We start from the raw sequence: 18,010 nt of genomic DNA, 5'->3' as shown, positions 1-18,010 counted from the left end.
CTCATGCAACTTGAAGCGGTTCAATTTAAACATATCGGGATGTTTCGGGATTTAAATCTTGAATTTGATCCTGAGCAACGCCCCATTACGTTGATCCTTGGCGACCAAGCCACAGGCAAAAGTACCATTTTAAAAAATATCTACCAAAGCCTGACTTGGTTTTCCGCACGCTACAAAGATATTCGTACCGCAGGCGTGGTGATTGCTGATCAAGACATTATGCTGAATCGCCTGCAAGCAAAGATCCAAATTCAGGTGCGTATGAGCAGTGAGCTTGCTGGCGTATTAACTGAAAGCAGCTCAACCCAACAGACAGATACTCAGACTTGCTCATGGAAACTGTATAAAACATTTAATAGTCAAAGTGTTGGCATCAGTCAAGTCGAAACTCAGCAACTTGATCAAATGGTCACGCTATATCAAAAAACGGGGCTGCAAGACCCTTTATTTGGGCTACCACTGATTGCTTACTACCCTGCTGAGCGTTTTGTCCAAGACATCAATTTACAAAGTAAAAATACCCCAGGGACATTACAGGAAATTTCTGCCTACGATTTAACTGCTGTGCCATATACAACCTTTGCACGTTTTTTTGAATGGCTGCGTGAAATCAGCGATGTCGAAAATGCACACTCAGCACATATCGTTAGACGTTTAATGGGCAATGACTTTAACCAGCAAAATCAGTCTGAGATATTGCAGGAATTACAACAAGAACTGATTAATCATCCAAAGCAGCTCTCTGCACCGAATCTTTACGCCTTGAAAAATAGCTTAAATACCGTTTTCCCTGAATTGAACGATATTTATATTCAGTATGTGCCAAAGTTACAATTGATGGTGCGTTACCACGATCAGTTGATCCCCTTTCAGCAGTTGTCTGCTTCCCTCAAAAGCTGGATTGCATTGGTTGGAGACATTAGTCGTCGGCTGTGCTTACTCAATCAGCATTGCTTTAACCCTTGTTTAGAGGGCGAAGGGATTTTGATGATTGATCAAATTGACCATCAACTCGACCAAAATCACTGTGCAGAAATTTTGGAACGTCTCCATCAGGCTTTTCCTCGTCTGCAAATCATCGTTACAGGCAATCGAGATGCCTTACTTGAGCACGCATTACATTACCAATGTTTAAAACTCGATCAGGCGGGTGTTTATCAACTCAATCTGGAAGCATCTCAACAACAGCTTTCAAATTTATATCTGGGTCTTACCCAGACCGAAACAGCAGATTCCATTCAAACCCAAACTTTGCTACAAGCCGATCCATTGACCAGCAAAGTCGATGATTTATTCCAACAAATTCAGGACTTAAACGAGCAAGAAAAGAACAATTTACTCCATCTACTCAAGATTGATGATACACCTCAAGAAACTCCATTATAAAGGCGTATCAAAAGACAGAAATTGAAACATTATCAATAAAATGATGTTGTTTGTTTCATGTAATAACATCAGATTTTTACTGATATTTTATAGTAAAATAAATCGCATTTTTTATTTTCAAGTTGTGCAATACAACTTGCTGCCTCCGTTAACTTGATTGGGCTTCAAGATTTAAAGTTTTTGGTATTCTCTTTGAGTGCCTGTAAGTCTTGAAAGAAAATTCACCCCTTAGGTCTTCGACCTAAATCATCGACATGGATACCAGTGTGCTACCGATTATTATCTTATTACCGCTCATACTCGGCACCACCCTTGTCTCACAATTACAGCGTATTTCGCGTGGCGTGACGGCACTTGGGGCGATTGGCATCAGCCTTAGTTGTTTTATTTTACTTTTGACTCAGGCAGAAACGGTTCTACAGGGCAATACCCTGCAACAAAGCTGGGACTGGCTTCCACAGCTTGGAATTAATCTGAGTTTTCGCCTAGATGCATTAGGCTTATTGTTTGGTCTGCTGATTAGCGGTATCGGCACCCTGATTTATATTTATGCCTATTACTATCTCAGCCCCAAGAACTCTCTGAGCAAACTCTACCAGTTATTAATGCTGTTTATGGCAGCTATGCTGGGGATTTCTCTCTCAAACAACCTGATTATTCTGTTGGTGTTTTGGGAACTGACCAGTATCTCTTCTTTCCTATTAGTAGGTTATTGGAGTCAATATGAGGCAGCCCAACGCGGTGCCCGTATGGCTCTCACCATTACAGGTATGGGCGGCTTAGCAATGCTGGGTGGCTTTGTGTTGATTGGACAAATCACAGGCACTTATCAAATTGATGAGTTGGTGTTGATGAAGGATACCATTCAGCAACATGCACTATTTGTTCCTGCATTATTGCTGATCCTGTTAGGTGCATTCACCAAAAGCGCCCAGTTCCCATTCCATTTTTGGTTACCAAATGCAATGGCGGCACCAACGCCTGTGTCCGCTTATCTGCATTCAGCAACGATGGTAAAAGCGGGGATTTTCTTGCTAGCGCGTTTAGCACCTATCTTTATTGGTGCTGCGCTGTATCACAACATCGTGACTTTTTTCGGTCTGTTCACTTTGTGTATGGCCGCAGGTTTTGCCATTTTCAAAGAGGATCTAAAAGGCCTTCTCGCTTATTCTACCATCAGTCATTTAGGTTTGATTGTCTGTCTACTCGGTATTGGCTCGCCACTGGCAGTTGCAGCTGCAATTTTCCACATCATTAACCATGCAACTTTTAAAGCTGCACTGTTCATGATTGCAGGGATTATTGACCATGAAACTGGCACACGTGATTTACGCAAGCTCAGTGGTATTTGGCAACTGCTTCCATTTACGGGCACCCTCACCATGATCACTGCTGCCTCAATGGCGGGTGTACCACTGACCAATGGCTTTATTTCTAAAGAAATGTTCTTTACCGAGCTATTGGCTAATTTGTCTGGTCCAGTGATGGTGATTTCAGCCATTGTCGCTACGCTGGCAGGTATTTTTGCAGTCAGCTATTCGATTCGCTTGGTACATGGTGTGTTCTTTGATGGTGCTGTTGGCAAACACGTACCGAATAAAGATGCACACGAACCACATTTCGGTATGCGTTTACCGGCCATTATTTTGGCAACCTTATGTATTTTGGTGGGCATTCTCCCAGCCCTATTTGCAGGGACAATGGTCAACAGTGTCACTCGTGCAAGTTTGGCACAGCCTGAATTTGAGGGGGTTCATCTTGCGATTTGGCATGGTGTTAACGCCCCACTGATCATGAGTTTGATTGCACTGATTGGCGGATCAATTTTCTATTTTGCATTGGCAAAAGATGGTCGTATTCGCAAAATCGACTTAGATCCTTATCTTGGAAAATTCCAAGGCAAGATCTTGTTCGATCTATTCTTGAAAAATTTATTACTCATCAGCCGCAGGATTAAGCAAAAGACTGAAAATGGTTCTTTGCAAAGCTATATCCTCTGGATTGTTTTGTTTAGCATCATCATGGTGGGCTTACCGCTATTCAACCAAGGCTTAACCACAGGCACACGTGAGCTGACCCATGCACCTTGGGTGGCGATCGTACTCTGGCTGACACTGTTCTCAGGGTGCTGGATGATGCTTTGGTTCCATCATGAACGTATCAAAGCAGTCTTGATTAGTGGTGCAGTCGGTCTAGTCGTCACGATGGTGTTTGTGACTTTATCAGCACCTGATTTGGCATTAACCCAGATTACAGTTGATGTGGTGACCACTGTTTTATTATTAATGAGCCTGTCATTATTACCACAACTCACCCCATATGAATCAAGTCGTTCACGTCGTTGGAGAGATGCCAGCCTTGCCATTGCAGGTGGTTTAGGTATTGGCTGGATTACTTGGTTATTGCTAACCCGCGATCACAATTCAATCTCATGGTTCTTTATGCAACAAGCGATTCCACTCGGTGGGGGTTCAAACGTTGTTAACGTGATCTTGGTTGACTTCCGTGGTTTCGATACCTTTGGTGAGATTACCGTATTAGGTATTGCTGCGATTGGTGCACTTTGCCTCATGGACGGTATGCGTGCGCACGGTACCAGCATGACACAGGGCTTAACCTATCGCTTTAATCCTTCGCCGTTGATGTTACGTATTACAGCATCTTGGATTTTACCGCTCGCCCTAGTCGTGAGTGTGTACATCTTCATGCGTGGACATAACTTACCTGGCGGTGGCTTTATTGCGGGTTTAATCACCTCAATGGCATTAATCATTCAATACATCGTATTGGGACAAGACCAAACCGAACAAATGATTAAAGCCAAATCTGGTCGTCTTTATGAGTTGTGGATTGGCGCAGGTTTAACCATCGCAGGCCTGACTGGCATCGCTGCTTGGTTCTGGGCTCGCCCATTCTTAACCAGTGCACATATCTATGTTGAAGCACCCCTGCTTGGAAAAATGCATCTTGCCTCAGCAGTCGCATTTGATACAGGTGTCTACATTACCGTTGTTGGTGCTGCCATGTTGCTGATCTCTGTACTCGGAGACTCACGCCACTCAAGTATGGCTGGCCCAATCCCAAGTGGAGATAAAGAAAATGGTTAGTATTGAATTTTTACTCGCTTCAGGGATTGGCTTACTTACCGCAACAGGCATTTATTTGATTCTACGTGCCAGAACATTTCCTGTCGTTCTCGGTCTAGCCATGATTGGCTATGCTGTGAATCTGTTCCTCTTCGCCATGGGACGCTTACAAATCAATGCACCAGCTGTTTTGACCCAAGCGACCAAAGTCACTGATCCATTGCCTCAAGCACTGGTATTAACAGCGATTGTGATTGGCTTCGCAACCACTGCCTTTATCGTGCAACTTGCATTACGTAGTCGTTATGAATCGGGTACAGATCATGTCGACTCTAAAGAAGAACCAACCTTGACTTATGACCCACGTGAGGATGAGCCATAATGTTTGATTTTTACAGTTTTTGGCACGCTCATGCTCCAATTATCAGTATCTTAATCCCAGCATTTACCAGTTTTATCTTGGTATTATTGGGCAATCCAGGTTCAGGTTCTTTAAAACAAGATTGGCGCCAACCTTGGCGTCGTGGAATTAGCCTTGCTTCAGCTGTTTTAGGTTTAATCACCGCGATCAGTTATGTCAGCATTGCCAGCACAGGACAAATCACAGTTTATCAACTCAGTGAATGGTCTGCTCCTTTTGGTATTGTGCTGGTTCTTGACCGTTTGTCTGCATTCATGCTGCTGCTCACCTACGTACTTGCAGTTCCTGTGATTTGGTATGCAAGCGACAATTGGGACACACGTGGACGCTATTTCCATACGATGGTGCATTTCTTGCTCATGGGAATCACAGGTGCATTCCTTACTGGGGATTTATTCAACTTATTCGTATTTTTCGAAATTTTGTTGATGGCTTCTTATGTATTGTTATTGCATGGTCAAGGCCGCCCACGTTTTCAGCTTGGTGTTCATTACGTCACCATCAATTTACTTGCTTCTGCCCTCTTCCTGATTGGTTTAGGTATGATCTATGGCAGCGTGGGTAGCTTAAACATGGCTGATGTTGGCCGTTTGGTTTCTACTCTGGATGGTGATCAGCATAAGCTTGCGATTGCAGGTGGCTTACTCCTGTTTGTCGTGTTTGGTATTAAAGCTGCAATGCTTCCAGTTGGCTTCTGGTTACCGAAAACCTATGCCGTTGCAAGTACACCTGTTGCTGCGATTTTTACCATTATGACCAAAGTGGGGATTTACGCCATTTTACGTGTCAATGGTACAGTCTTTGATGATGCGATGGCACAGAGCATTTTCAAAAACTGCTTATTGATTATTGGTTTGGTGACATCGCTCTATGGCGTGATTGGTGCGATTGGCGCAGAACGCTTACGCCGCTTCGTTGGTTTTATGGTGTTGTCATCGATTGGTACATTATTGATTGCAATTGCCATGTTCAATACTCAAGCATGGGCCGCGGCACTCTATTATTTAGTTCATAGTACCTTAATCGCAGCAGCTTTCTATTTATTCTGCGGCTGGATGACTTCACAGCGTGGTGCTTTTAAAGATCACTTGAAAGTTGCGCCAAAGATCAAACAGGAAAAAGCGGCTGCTTTCACTTATTTTACCATTGCACTTATGCTGGCAGGTTTACCACCATTTAGTGGCTTCTTAGGTAAAGTCTTTATTCTGCAAGCCACGGCTGAAACACCGTATCAAGGCTTGATCATTGCAGTCATCCTAATTGTCAGTTTACTCAGTATCATTGCTCTGACCCGTGTTGGTTTTATTCTATTTTGGCGTGCAACACCACCAGAAGAAGATCAAAAAGAAGCGGCTTATACAGAATATCAAGCACTGCCTGAGGTTGCGCCTAAGCGCAATGATACCGCAATCTATGCATTACTTGCTGGCTTGATGGCTTATGTCGTTTTTGCTTCACCTATTCAAAGCTATACCGTTGCAACAGCACAGCAAATTCAAAATCATGCACTCTACAATCAAAGTATTTTGAAACATGATGCACAAGGTCGTCCGATTAGCGTACAACCTTATGATCCAGGTTATTTACCTGAAACCAAATATGGCGGTGAGGTTGAGGATCATAATGCGCTACTTATTCCAGATATTATCTCGAAGCCAACACTTCAAGGTGAACATATTTCTGAATATAAGCAACGTCAAATTGCTGGGCAGATTTTAGAAGCACCAACTATTCCAAATAGCACACAATTAAAACCAATGGAGGATCACTAATGCAAAAACCATCTTTGCTTGACCGTTGGTTCCCACATCCATTTGTGTCTGTCCTGATTTTTTTGAGCTGGCTGATGCTGGCACATAGTCTGGATGTGACCGATATTTTAATTGCCGTGATTCTAGCAATCGGGATTGCACGTTTGGTCAGCCCATTTATTGCCAGAACACCACATATTCACTGGATGCCTGCCATCAAACTGGTTTTTGTGGTGCTTTGGGATATCGTGATTTCTAATTTTCGTGTTGCCAAAATGGTACTCGGACCTATGGATGCACTTCATCCCAAATGGTATCGCGTTCCATTAGAAACTGAACATGAGCAGGTCAATACCCTACTCGCAATGATTATTACCACCACACCTGGTACGGTTTCAGCAGGAATTGATCAGGAGCGTGGAGATATTCTGGTGCATGCGCTCAGTTCTGATAATACTGAGCTAGATATTCAGGACATTAAAAAGCGTTATGAAATGCCTTTAATCGAAATCTTTGATGTCAAGATTGCAGAAGGAGCGACTAAATGACCATTTTACCTTATGCATTGGGTATCGGTTTAATTGCCATCACGATCTCCATGTTTCTATGTTTGATTCGCCTAGTTGCAGGCCCTTCAGTGATTGATCGACTCTTGGCACTCGACACCCTATTTCTAAATGCGACCTGCTTGATCGTGGTCTTAGGGATTTATTGGGTCAGCACCAATCTATTTGAAGGTGCATTATTGGTTGCAATGCTCGGCTTTGTTTCTACTGCCGCGCTTGCTCGTTACTTCACTACAGGTCATGTAATTGACTAAGGAGCAATGCTATGCAACTGATTCTTGAGATTGTCGTTTCATTTTTTGTGGTGTTTGGTGCGTTCTTTATGCTGATCGGTTCGATCGGCATGATTCGCCTCCCCGACTTGTTTATGCGTCTGCATGCACCAACCAAATCAAGTACCTTAGGTTTAGGCAGCTTTCTGATTGCTGCCATGATCTTTGCTGCAATGCATGGCCGATTTGGTTTTGCTGAGCTACTGATTACTTTGTTTGCGTTTATTACAGCGCCTGTATCGGCTAATTTGATGGCACAGGCTGCGATTCATCTACGCTTACGTTCAACCAGTGGTGATGTACCAGAAGCGTTAAATCGTCCGCTTCCTTGGCAACGCTATCGTCGTCATCCTTTGAAGAAAGATTAATACTTTTATTCAGCGCATTAAAAAAGCCACCCGAAGGTGGCTTTTTTAATCACTCATAATTTTAAAACTATAAAAAATAATTTTTATTATTTTAAATTTCTATGAGCCACCTATCATAAACCCCACTAGTAAACTCATGGCTTCAACCAGATTAGTATTTCTTTATAAAGCTAAATTACGTAGATATATAACAAACCTACTTATAATTTACTAATATGGCATGACGATAAAAGTCATGTTTGCAACACCAGCATTATCGCTGTAGTAATTAAAGTTATCGTTCATATACCAATAATAATTTCTCGTTGTTGCACTGTCGTTTATGTAATACCAAGTTCCACCTTTAGACTGATCAAATTTCTCCTCATAACCAACCGCTGAGTACTCTCCATTGCCCAAGCTACACAACCCCATAAGTTGCGCACGTCGAAGCCAAGTGACAACTTGTTCATTTGGCTCAAAGTTCCAACCATAAAGAGGACGATTAGAGGAGGTATCCTTATTATCAGTCCAAAGCGAGGAGGTGGCCGAGGCCCAATAGAAGATATGACCAGGTGGAACCACCAGAGGTGGATGAGTCGGATTAGTGAAGAACGGCTTATCTGTAGCTACGGCCTGCAAAAAGATGCTTTGCGCATTTTTTGGAGTGATTACTGCTTTTGCATCAACCTGTGTCGTCTCATTTGGAATGACCTTATCTTTATGCTTATCTATGTCTTTATCTTTATCAAGACTAGGGCTTGGTTCTTTCCACTTTCTTGTATCATTCATTTCACAATCTCCGTTAAGTCAAATAATTAGAATTTATTATTAATAGTAGCGAGTCAGAAAACCAAAGATTCTACAAGACAACCAACTCATCTTATTTGTCACCACCAACACAAGATTCTAAATATTGATATAGAAGTCAGATTTAAATTCATCTAAAAATAATGCAATATTTTGTTTATTTTTTTAACCACAACTTAACACTAATACCCCATTCAAATAGAGTCAATAATCCAATATATCAATCCGACAAGCAGTGTTTCTTGAACAAACAAGACCATTTATTTTTATAAAAAATTAAATATTTTCACTATTGGTATGCCAAGATATAAAAAAGCCACCCGAAGGTGGCTTTTTTATATCTATTTACTTTTGTTCATCTTGCTCTTGTTCAGGCAGATCTTTAACCGCTTCAGCAATCAGACCAAACATATAGTTACCATAGGCATTGGTCTTATCGTAATGGAAACGCAATCTTGGCGTAATACGTGTCTTGATACGACGGCTCAATTCATGACGCAAGAAACCAGACGCTTTATTCAACACATCTAAAGTTTCTTTATTTGCTGCTTCACTTTGATCATCACCAAGTTCACGACCCATTACAGTGACATATACTTCAGCATATCCCATATCTGCACTGACTTTCACGGCTGAGATGGTCACAAGACCACCCAGACGTGGATCTTTAAGCTCCTGACGGATAAGTTCAGACAACTCGCGCTGTACTGAATCCGCCATGCGCTTTAAGCGTTGGCTACCCGCCATTAAAGACTCCGTTTAATCAATTGAACATCATACACTTCGATCTTATCTTGTGCTTTGATGTCTTTATAACCTTTAACTGCAAGACCACATTCCATACCGGCACGAACTTCTTCAACCACTTCTTTATAACGACGAAGAGATTCAAGCTCACCTTGGAACACAACCACATCATCACGTAATACGCGAATTGGCTTGTTACGGTGTAATACACCTTCAAGGACCATACAGCCTGCTGCTGCACCAAATTTACTTGAGTGGAAGACTTCACGTACTTCAGCAACACCCAAGATCGTTTCACGATGTTCTGGCGCAAGCTTACCGCTCATTGCAGCTTTAACATCATCAATCAAATGATAAATGACGCTGTAGTAACGAATATCGATACCATCTTGATCAGATTTTTGACGAGCAGAGTTATCCGCACGTACGTTGAAACCTAATAATACCGCTTCTGAAGACTCAGCCAAAGTAACATCTGACTCAGTGATCGCACCAACACCAGAACCAATTACACGGACTTTAACTTCATCTGTAGAAAGCTCGTCAAGTGCAACATGTAACGCTTCCAAAGTACCACGTACATCAGTTTTGAGTACGACATTCACATAAGGAATATCTTTTTTACCCATAGATGCCATGATGTTTTCAAGACGCATTGCACTCGCACGCTCTAAACGTTTATGACGTTCACGGTCAGAACGAGCATCAGCAACTTCACGTGCTTTCTTCTCATCATTCACCACAAGAACTTCATCACCCGCCATTGGCGCATCAGGTAAACCTAGAATCTCAACTGGAATCGAAGGACCTGCAGAAGTAATACGTTGACCATTTTCATCAACCATGGCACGAACACGACCATAAGATGAACCAGCAAGTACCAAGTCACCGATGTTCAATGTACCGTTTTGTACCAGAATCGACGTTACTGCACCGCGACCTTTGTCTACACGTGCTTCGATTACAACACCTTGTGCCGCACCTTCAGCTGAAGCTTTAAGCTCCATCAATTCAGCTTGGATCAAGATTAAATCAAGTAAGCCGTCGATACCCGCACCAGAGTGTGCTGATACTTTTGCAATTGGAACATCACCGCCCCACTCTTCAGGTACGATACCTTTAGTGGTCAATTCGTTTAATACACGGTCTACATCAGCCGACTCTTTATCCATCTTGTTGATGGCAACAATAATCGGAGTACCAGCAGCGCGTGCATGGTCAATTGCTTCCGCTGTTTGTGGCATAACACCATCATCAGCAGCAACAACAAGTACCACGATATCAGTCGCTTTTGCACCACGTGAACGCATAGAAGTAAATGCTGCGTGTCCCGGTGTATCTAGGAAAGTAATAATACCTTTCTCAGTTTCAACGTGATAAGCACCGATATGCTGAGTAATACCACCCGCTTCACCCGCTGCCACTTTAGAGCGACGGATACGATCCAGTAACGATGTTTTACCATGGTCAACGTGACCCATGATTGTCACGACTGGTGGACGAGTTGTTTGTTCACCACGTGCTTCTTCAGCCGCAACCAATAAGTTATCTTCTGCTTGCGTATCAGAAACTAAAACTGGATTGTGACCCAATTCTTCAACTACAAGTACAGCAGTATCTTGATCAATCGCTTGGTTCTGAGTTACAAGCTCACCCATCTTCATGAGGGTCTTGATTACTTCACGAACTTTTACAGCCATTTTTTGTGCAAGATCAGCAACGATGATTTTTTCACCGATCTCAACATCATAAATTTGCTTTTTAACTGGTTTTTCAAAGCCATGTTTATTTGCTTGGCTGGTTTTTAAGCCGCGCTTATGATGGCTTTTACTGAAGCTTTGCTCTGATTGAGCATCGCCACCACGACCGCCTTTCTTACCAGCACGTGGATTTGCAGTTGCACCACCACGTTTGATTTCACGGTCTTCCTTATTGAAGGAATCTTCATACGCTTGACCAACAAGACCAGCGGCTAAAGGTGAATCATCAATCACACGAATCGTTGCAGTCGCATCATCATTTGAATATTTTGATGCCATCTGACGCATTTGCTCAAGTGTACGTTGCTGCGCTTCTTCAGCTGCTTTACGACGTACTGCTTCTTCAGTCGCTTTCAACTGAGCAGTTTGCTCTTCACGTGCTCTTTTTTGCTCTGGTGTTTCTGTCGGGCGAATAACAGGGGCTTTAATCACCTTGTCGCTATTACGCTTTTTCACCACAACAGCAGTTTTTGCTGGCGCTTGAGCTGAATTATCAGAAGTATGCGCTGCACGCATTGCTTCTAAAGTTGCATTGGCTTTTTGTTCAGCCGTATGACGCGCAGTTTGCTCAGCATCATTACGTACTTTTTGCTCAGCACGTACTTTTGCATCAGCTTCTACACGCGCTTTTGCTTCAGCTGCAAGTAATTCTGGATTTGGTTTAGCAAAAACTTGTTTCTTGCGAACTTCAACATTAATGCTTTTTGCTTTACCTGAAGTACTTGTAACTTTAGCAGTACTCGTTGTTTTACGTTTCAACGCAATCTTTCCTGTGTTACCACTTTCCTGACCATGTACTTTTTTCAAGTGATTGACCAAAGTATCTTGCTGTTCAGTGGTAATAATGTCATCTGCTTTACGCTGTGGTAGACCTGCTTCGCGAACCTGCTCTAGGAGTTTCTCTACAGGACGTTCTACGCTGAGCGCTAACTCTTGAATCGACTTGTCCGTCATCTATTATCTCCTAGTTAAACCATGATTCACGTGCTTTCATGATTAACTGACCCGCTTTGTCATGACCTAAACCTTCGATATCAGAGATATCATCAGTTGCTTGGTCTGCCAAATCATCAACAGTAACCACACCACGCGCCGCCAAAGCATACGCAATCTCAGTCGTCATACCTTCCATACCGAGAAGTTCTGCACTTGGCTCTTGAATATTTTCTTGCTGTTTCAATGCATCCGTCAAAGCAGCTTCTTTCGCACGACTTTGTAACAGTTCAACTAAATCAGCCTCAAGCTCGATTTCGTCGAATGTTTCAGCTGGTACATAAGCAATCTCTTCTAGTGAAGTGAAGCCCATTTCTACCAATGCCATTGCCAAGTCTTCTTCAATATCAAGACGTGTAACAAACATATCTAAATATTGTTGTGCTTCATTTTGCTGACGAGCACGATACTCTTCTTCTAACATCATGTCGAGTTTATAACCCGTCAATTCCGATGCTAAACGAACATTTTGTCCTTGCGAACCAATTGCACGCGCTAACTGATCATTGGTCGCAAAGATAATATCTGCACTACGTGCATCTTCATCTAAAACAATACCTGATACATCAGCTGGCTCTAGTGCACTTGCAATATATTGTGCTGGATCATCAGACCACACCACGACATCAATACGCTCACCGTTCAACTCTTGTTGTACCGCTTGGATACGCGTACCACGCATACCAATACATGCACCCACAGGGTCAATACGATGGTCATTGGTTTTCACTGCAATTTTAGCACGAACACCTGGTTGACGAGCAGCCGCTTTAATCTCGATAATTTCTTCCGAAATTTCTGGAATTTCTTTTTTCATCAATGCAATCAGCATTTCAGGACGCGCACGAGACAATAATAATTGTGCGCCACGACCTTCACGATTTACGTTATACAAAATCGCATTGATACGCTGTTTAGGACGTAAAATTTCTTTATGAATGGTTTCTTCACGCGCTAAATAAGCTTCAGCGTTGTCACCAAGATCAATGATAAAGCCATCTTTAGTTTGCTTTTTCACCTCACCGTAAATCAACTCACCCACTTTAGACTCATAAGCATCCGCAACCAGTGCGCGCTCAGCTTCACGAATCTTTTGTACGATTACTTGTTTTGCAATTTGTGCGGCAATACGACCAAATTCAATCGATTCAACTTCCAACTCACGTACGTCACCAATTGACCACTGAGCAGGATCTAAATCAGAAATCGCGTCTTGGCATGCTGGCATTTCATGATCTTCATCAGCAACCACAGTCCACTGACGGAAAGTACGGTAATCACCCGTTTTACGATCAATCTCAACACGTAGTTGAGCTTCTTCTGAACGTGTACCTTCGTAAAACTTTTTCTTCGTTGCCGCAACAAGTGCTTGCTCTAACGCTTGGAAGATCGCTTCACGACTAACACCTTTTTCATTACTAACCGTTTCTGCAACGGTAAGAATTTCGCGGCCCATAAGTCACCTACCGATTTCTTATAAAATTAAGTTAATATTAGTCTTGATAGATTAAATTTGCTTTATCAATATTATGACTATCAATTTCAAGCACATGATTACCTTCAACTTCGACTTGAATCATTTCATTTTCTAAGTCTACAGAAAGTAATTTCGCTTGGAATTTGCGACGGTTCTCGACAGCAGCAATTAATCGTAAAGCCACTTGTTGCCCGATATAGGCAGGCAGTTGGTTCAATTGGAAAAATGGACGATCCCAACCTGGTGAAGAAACTTCTAAAGCATATTCACCTGAAATTGGATCATGAACATCAAGCATTGCACCCACTTGTTGCGTCACGAGGACACAATCTTGAACGCCAATACCACGCCCGAGTTCAACTTCACCATCTTCTGTTAAGACAGGTTCAACATTCTCATCGACCGCTTTATCAATATAAATGCGTAATAAAGAACGTTTCCCTTGTGGGAGGAATTCAATTCCCCACAAATCTACACCACACGCAGCTACAGCTGGTGCAATTAGATCATGCAATGCTTGAGATTTATTTGATAATTTCATTTACTCTCGTCGCTCTCATACGAGCCAATCAATCTTAACCGTATAGTGAAGCACGACTATTTGACCAATTGATGTCGAACAACTACACGATATAGCTAAACAACCAATAAAAAAGGGCGTAAATCGCCCCTATGTTACACAGAAAAGCAAAGCCCACTGTGCAAAAAGGCCCACCTTATTGTGAGCCTCTTTTTAGAAACTTGGTAGCGGGAGCTGGATTTGAACCAACGACCTTCGGGTTATGAGCCCGACGAGCTACCAGACTGCTCCATCCCGCATCAACGTGCAAAAATTATATACAAATATGAAAAAAAGTCAATTTAAGTTTTCTTCATACTCGCTTGATTAAGTTGCACCTTAATCAAATGGTAGCGGGAGCTGGATTTGAACCAACGACCTTCGGGTTATGAGCCCGACGAGCTACCAGACTGCTCCATCCCGCAACAATACAAACACTGCACACACCAAACTTACTGGTTATTAAGTTTGGTGCGGAAGGGGGGACTTGAACCCCCACGCCCGAAAGCACTACCACCTCAAGGTAGCGTGTCTACCAATTCCACCACCACCGCAGTATTGTGGGACGCATTCTATTCCCTTAAATGCAAAAAGGAAAGTGCTAATTCAACTTATTCAGTTGTTTTTGGTGCATTTGGTGAAGTTTCAGGCGATGTCGCTGGTGCAGATGTCGTTGTTTGAACAGTTTTTAAACTATACGCATCTGTCGTCTGTTTTTTAGCAAATACAGCGAGCGTTAAACTGGTGACAAAGAACAATGCAGTAAAAATCGCAGTTAAACGAGTTAAAAAGTTACCTGCACCTGAAGCACCAAATACAGTAGCAGCACCGCCACCACCAAATGATGCGCCTGCTTCTGCGCCTTTACCTTGTTGTACCAGAACCAAAGCAATAATTAAAATTGCTAAAATGATATGTACAACGAGTATAAAACTATACATTTCAATTCCTCGTTATTTGCTTTGTGCAAATGCTTTTGCGATTTGGTAAAACGATTGCGCATTTAAAGATGCACCACCCACCAAAGCACCATTAATATCTGGACATGCTGCCAATTCAACTGCATTTTCAGCTTTTACGCTGCCGCCATAAAGAATCGCCATATCAGCACCAAATGCTGTGATTTGCTTTAGACCTTCACGAATTTTTGCGTGCATTGCTTGAGCGTCAGCAGGAGAAGCTGTCTTCCCTGTTCCAATCGCCCAAATAGGTTCATACGCTACCACAATATTTTGCCATTGTTCAGTTTTTACAACAGCAGCCATATCACAAATTTGTTGTAATACCACTTGTTCAGCTGCGCCCTGCTCACGCTGCTCTAAGCTTTCGCCCACGCAATAGATAACAGTCAAACCAGCATTCAATGCATTTTGTAATTTAGCTTTTAAGATTTCGACATCATCACCAAACAACTCACGGCGTTCAGAATGCCCAATTAAAACGAATTCAATACCACTGTCTTTTAACAGTTCGGCACTGACTTCACCTGTATAAGCGCCTGTTCCTGCAACACGAGAAACATCTTGAGCAACAGTGTAAATCGCTCTCGCAGCATCTTTAAATTGCGCTTGAATACCAGTCAAAGCGATTGCCACTGGGGCAACACCAATATGACATTGCTCAGCGGCAAAATTGTCCTGTTGTAATAACTGTTTAAATTCTTCTACTAATTGGAAAGCATTCGCATGCATTGGATTCATTTTCCAATTGCCAACAACCCAAGGAGTAATGCTCGAGTTCGACATACTTCGCCCACCCACTGTTAATTTCTCAAAAATGCTGCATATTTTACACGGATTTTTATAAAATTCAGTTTTTTCTTTTACTGCCGTATAAATGAATCAAAAATCATAAAGTTCAATAGAATTAGCGATACAACCACCGCAATATAATGGTGATTCATTCGAAAATTAAAAGCTTGCTGAAATCGAATTGATTTGATTATTGACAAGATTTATTTCAATAAAAGAAAATTAATTTGCAAAAAACTCGATCAGTTCAAAGTTTTCACCATGAATCAAGGCAAAAACAACACTTTCTGTAGTAGTATTTTTGCATAACAAAAGTATAATTTTTAAAATACATATTATAAACATTTATTGTCATAAGGCGGACAGATGTCAGGATTACATACGTCTCCAAAGTTTTCGGGGTTTATTCGACGGTTAGTTGAAGATGGACACATGTCCACCACAACCATGCAAACCGCAATTGATGCGGCTAAAAAAGCACAGCAAGATATTGTTGCACACCTGATTGAACAACATCGTTTATCACCACTGACCATTGCTGAAACGATTGCTGCGGAGTTTGGCGAACCACTCTTCGATCTGGCTGTATATGACACGGCTTTGCTGCCGCGTGATCTGGCAGACAACAAATTAATTCAAAAACATAAAGTTGCCCCATTACTACAGCGCGGGCAGATTTTATATGTCGCGACTAGTAATCCAACCAATATTGAAGCGTTGGATGCAATTCGCTTCAACACCAAACTCAATATTGAACCAATTATTGTTGAGCACACTAAACTCGAAAAACTGATTGAACAACAATTCGGTGATTCTGGCAGTTTCGATTTTGGCGACAGCGAAGAATTTGATCTAGACATTGATGTTAGCCAAGACCCTACGAAAGAAGAGGATGATGCGCCACAAGGCGATGAGTCTCCGATTGTAAAATATATTAATAAGTTATTGATTGATGCCATTCGTATGGGTGCATCTGACTTACATTTTGAGCCTTATGAAAAAATGTACCGTGTCCGTTATCGTGTCGATGGTGTACTCCGTCAGATTGCTAACCCACCATTACAAATGGCAACACGTCTCGCCTCGCGTTTAAAAGTCATGTCGCAAATGGATATTTCCGAGAAACGTATGCCACAAGATGGGCGTATTAAACTCAAACTATCCAAGACCAAAGCAATTGATTTCCGTGTTAACTCACTTCCTACACTATTTGGTGAGAAACTGGTACTTCGTATTCTAGATCCGTCTAGTGCCATGCTTGGCATTGAAGCGCTCGGTTATGAAGATGAGCAAAAAGCCTTATTTATGGATGCGCTGGATAAGCCTCAAGGCATGCTACTGATTACAGGTCCTACAGGCTCTGGTAAAACAGTTTCGTTGTATACGGGTTTAAATATATTGAATACCGAAGACACCAATATTTCTACCGCCGAAGATCCTGTTGAAATTAACTTGGAAGGGATTAATCAAGTCAACGTAAATCCCAAAACTGGACTCACTTTCTCCGCTGCACTCAAAGCTTTCTTACGCCAAGATCCGGATGTAATCATGGTCGGGGAGATTCGTGATCTGGAAACCGCTGAAATTGCGATTAAAGCCGCACAAACGGGGCATATGGTGATGTCAACCCTACACACCAACAGTGCGCCAGAAACCTTGACCCGATTACGCAATATGGGGGTCCCTTCGTTCAACATCGCAACCTCAGTCAATCTGGTCATTGCGCAACGCTTGGCGCGTCGCCTCTGTGGTCAATGTAAGGAAGAAATTAGTATTCCTAAACAAAGCTTGTTAGAACTCGGCTTTACTGAGCAAGATTTAAACAACCCTGAATTCAAAATTTTTCAACCTGTCGGTTGTACTGAGTGTCGTGAAGGCTATAAAGGTCGTGTGGGGATTTACGAGGTTATGAAGGTCACTCCAGAAATTTCCAGACTAATTATGGAAGATGGTAACGCCTTACAAATTGCGGCAGCATCAGAACAAGCAGGTTTTAATAATCTACGTCGTTCAGGTTTGAAAAAGGTCATGCAGGGAATTACCTCTTTGCAAGAAGTCAACCGAGTAACAAGTGAATAAAATCA

General features: G+C 42.2%; 15 protein-coding genes and 3 tRNA genes. 8 read left to right on the top strand and 10 right to left on the bottom strand.

Features of this window, described 5'->3' with window-relative positions:
- Positions 1 to 3: 3 nt before the first annotated feature.
- The 7 genes from F3J02_RS14455 (at position 4) to F3J02_RS14425 (ending at position 7,850) form a co-directional block, all read left to right on the top strand.
- Positions 4 to 1,386, top strand: coding sequence for an ATP-binding protein (locus F3J02_RS14455; protein WP_167250350.1), 1,383 nt, complete (start codon positions 4 to 6; stop codon positions 1,384 to 1,386).
- A gap of 254 nt (positions 1,387 to 1,640) precedes the next feature.
- The gene (locus tag F3J02_RS14450) at positions 1,641 to 4,493 is read left to right on the top strand and encodes a monovalent cation/H+ antiporter subunit A (protein WP_167250348.1); all 2,853 of its coding nucleotides are present in this window, start codon (positions 1,641 to 1,643) and stop codon (positions 4,491 to 4,493) included.
- A complete protein-coding gene (locus tag F3J02_RS14445) occupies positions 4,486 to 4,854 on the top strand; it encodes a Na+/H+ antiporter subunit C (protein ID WP_004774108.1) in 369 nt (122 codons plus the stop codon). The genes F3J02_RS14450 and F3J02_RS14445 overlap by 8 nt, the downstream gene beginning before the upstream one ends.
- Positions 4,854 to 6,665: a monovalent cation/H+ antiporter subunit D gene (locus tag F3J02_RS14440; protein WP_167250345.1), complete on the top strand. Its 1,812-nt coding sequence runs from the start codon at positions 4,854 to 4,856 to the stop codon at positions 6,663 to 6,665. The genes F3J02_RS14445 and F3J02_RS14440 overlap by 1 nt, the downstream gene beginning before the upstream one ends.
- The gene (locus F3J02_RS14435; RefSeq protein WP_167250343.1) at positions 6,665 to 7,192 is read left to right on the top strand and encodes a Na+/H+ antiporter subunit E; all 528 of its coding nucleotides are present in this window, start codon (positions 6,665 to 6,667) and stop codon (positions 7,190 to 7,192) included. The genes F3J02_RS14440 and F3J02_RS14435 overlap by 1 nt, the downstream gene beginning before the upstream one ends.
- Positions 7,189 to 7,464 carry a monovalent cation/H+ antiporter subunit F gene (locus F3J02_RS14430; RefSeq protein WP_167250341.1) on the top strand — a complete coding sequence of 92 codons (276 nt, stop codon included), beginning with the start codon at positions 7,189 to 7,191 and terminating at the stop codon, positions 7,462 to 7,464. The genes F3J02_RS14435 and F3J02_RS14430 overlap by 4 nt, the downstream gene beginning before the upstream one ends.
- 11 nt (positions 7,465 to 7,475) lie before the next feature.
- A complete protein-coding gene (locus tag F3J02_RS14425) occupies positions 7,476 to 7,850 on the top strand; it encodes a Na+/H+ antiporter subunit G (protein ID WP_004802326.1) in 375 nt (124 codons plus the stop codon).
- A 210-nt stretch (positions 7,851 to 8,060) separates the two neighbouring features.
- Here the strand turns inward: F3J02_RS14425 and F3J02_RS14420 are convergent, their stop codons facing one another.
- The 10 genes from F3J02_RS14420 to tpiA form a co-directional block, all read right to left on the bottom strand.
- Positions 8,061 to 8,621 (bottom strand): hypothetical protein, encoded by a 561-nt coding sequence (locus F3J02_RS14420; RefSeq protein ID WP_167250339.1) that lies wholly within the window; start codon positions 8,619 to 8,621, stop codon positions 8,061 to 8,063.
- A gap of 363 nt (positions 8,622 to 8,984) precedes the next feature.
- Positions 8,985 to 9,386 (bottom strand): ribosome-binding factor A, encoded by a 402-nt coding sequence (locus F3J02_RS14415; RefSeq protein ID WP_004774100.1) that lies wholly within the window; start codon positions 9,384 to 9,386, stop codon positions 8,985 to 8,987.
- Positions 9,386 to 12,100: a translation initiation factor IF-2 gene (gene infB / locus F3J02_RS14410; protein WP_167250337.1), complete on the bottom strand. Its 2,715-nt coding sequence runs from the start codon at positions 12,098 to 12,100 to the stop codon at positions 9,386 to 9,388. The genes F3J02_RS14415 and infB overlap by 1 nt, the downstream gene beginning before the upstream one ends.
- 10 nt (positions 12,101 to 12,110) lie before the next feature.
- Positions 12,111 to 13,595: a transcription termination factor NusA gene (gene nusA / locus F3J02_RS14405; RefSeq protein ID WP_004802322.1), complete on the bottom strand. Its 1,485-nt coding sequence runs from the start codon at positions 13,593 to 13,595 to the stop codon at positions 12,111 to 12,113.
- A 37-nt stretch (positions 13,596 to 13,632) separates the two neighbouring features.
- Entirely contained in the window at positions 13,633 to 14,157 is a 525-nt protein-coding gene (rimP, locus tag F3J02_RS14400) for a ribosome maturation factor RimP (RefSeq protein ID WP_005154900.1), read from the bottom strand.
- Between the two features lie 201 nt (positions 14,158 to 14,358).
- A tRNA-Met gene (locus F3J02_RS14395) sits at positions 14,359 to 14,435 on the bottom strand.
- A gap of 88 nt (positions 14,436 to 14,523) precedes the next feature.
- Positions 14,524 to 14,600 (bottom strand) — tRNA-Met (locus F3J02_RS14390).
- Positions 14,601 to 14,644: 44 nt separating this feature from the next.
- Positions 14,645 to 14,729: transfer RNA gene (locus F3J02_RS14385), tRNA-Leu, on the bottom strand.
- A gap of 57 nt (positions 14,730 to 14,786) precedes the next feature.
- On the bottom strand, positions 14,787 to 15,116 hold the full coding sequence (gene secG / locus F3J02_RS14380; protein WP_167250335.1) for a preprotein translocase subunit SecG: 330 nt from the start codon (positions 15,114 to 15,116) through the stop codon (positions 14,787 to 14,789).
- A gap of 12 nt (positions 15,117 to 15,128) precedes the next feature.
- Entirely contained in the window at positions 15,129 to 15,920 is a 792-nt protein-coding gene (gene tpiA / locus F3J02_RS14375; RefSeq protein ID WP_167250333.1) for a triose-phosphate isomerase, read from the bottom strand.
- A gap of 372 nt (positions 15,921 to 16,292) precedes the next feature.
- Between tpiA and pilB the strand changes: the two genes are divergently transcribed.
- Entirely contained in the window at positions 16,293 to 18,005 is a 1,713-nt protein-coding gene (gene pilB, locus F3J02_RS14370) for a type IV-A pilus assembly ATPase PilB (protein ID WP_167250331.1), read from the top strand.
- Positions 18,006 to 18,010 lie beyond the last annotated feature (5 nt).

Origin of the sequence: Acinetobacter sp. Tr-809, assembly GCF_011753255.1 — a bacterium.
In the GTDB taxonomy this organism is placed as follows: Bacteria; Pseudomonadota; Gammaproteobacteria; order Pseudomonadales; family Moraxellaceae; genus Acinetobacter.
Note: the sequence above shows the minus strand (reverse complement) of the source record. Positions and strands in the feature narration are given on the sequence as shown.

Bases quoted from the DNA above. Each gene is read 5' to 3' on its own strand.
- F3J02_RS14455 (WP_167250350.1), top strand. From the start codon at position 4: ATGCAACTTGAAGCGGTTCAATTTAAACATATCGGGATGTTTCGGGAT.
- F3J02_RS14450 (WP_167250348.1), top strand. From the start codon at position 1,641: ATGGATACCAGTGTGCTACCGATTATTATCTTATTACCGCTCATACTC.
- F3J02_RS14445 (WP_004774108.1), top strand. From the start codon at position 4,486: ATGGTTAGTATTGAATTTTTACTCGCTTCAGGGATTGGCTTACTTACC.
- F3J02_RS14440 (WP_167250345.1), top strand. From the start codon at position 4,854: ATGTTTGATTTTTACAGTTTTTGGCACGCTCATGCTCCAATTATCAGT.
- F3J02_RS14435 (WP_167250343.1), top strand. From the start codon at position 6,665: ATGCAAAAACCATCTTTGCTTGACCGTTGGTTCCCACATCCATTTGTG.
- F3J02_RS14430 (WP_167250341.1), top strand. From the start codon at position 7,189: ATGACCATTTTACCTTATGCATTGGGTATCGGTTTAATTGCCATCACG.
- F3J02_RS14425 (WP_004802326.1), top strand. From the start codon at position 7,476: ATGCAACTGATTCTTGAGATTGTCGTTTCATTTTTTGTGGTGTTTGGT.
- F3J02_RS14420 (WP_167250339.1), bottom strand. From the start codon at position 8,621: ATGAATGATACAAGAAAGTGGAAAGAACCAAGCCCTAGTCTTGATAAA.
- F3J02_RS14415 (WP_004774100.1), bottom strand. From the start codon at position 9,386: ATGGCGGGTAGCCAACGCTTAAAGCGCATGGCGGATTCAGTACAGCGC.
- infB (WP_167250337.1), bottom strand. From the start codon at position 12,100: ATGACGGACAAGTCGATTCAAGAGTTAGCGCTCAGCGTAGAACGTCCT.
- nusA (WP_004802322.1), bottom strand. From the start codon at position 13,595: ATGGGCCGCGAAATTCTTACCGTTGCAGAAACGGTTAGTAATGAAAAA.
- rimP (WP_005154900.1), bottom strand. From the start codon at position 14,157: ATGAAATTATCAAATAAATCTCAAGCATTGCATGATCTAATTGCACCA.
- secG (WP_167250335.1), bottom strand. From the start codon at position 15,116: ATGTATAGTTTTATACTCGTTGTACATATCATTTTAGCAATTTTAATT.
- tpiA (WP_167250333.1), bottom strand. From the start codon at position 15,920: ATGTCGAACTCGAGCATTACTCCTTGGGTTGTTGGCAATTGGAAAATG.
- pilB (WP_167250331.1), top strand. From the start codon at position 16,293: ATGTCAGGATTACATACGTCTCCAAAGTTTTCGGGGTTTATTCGACGG.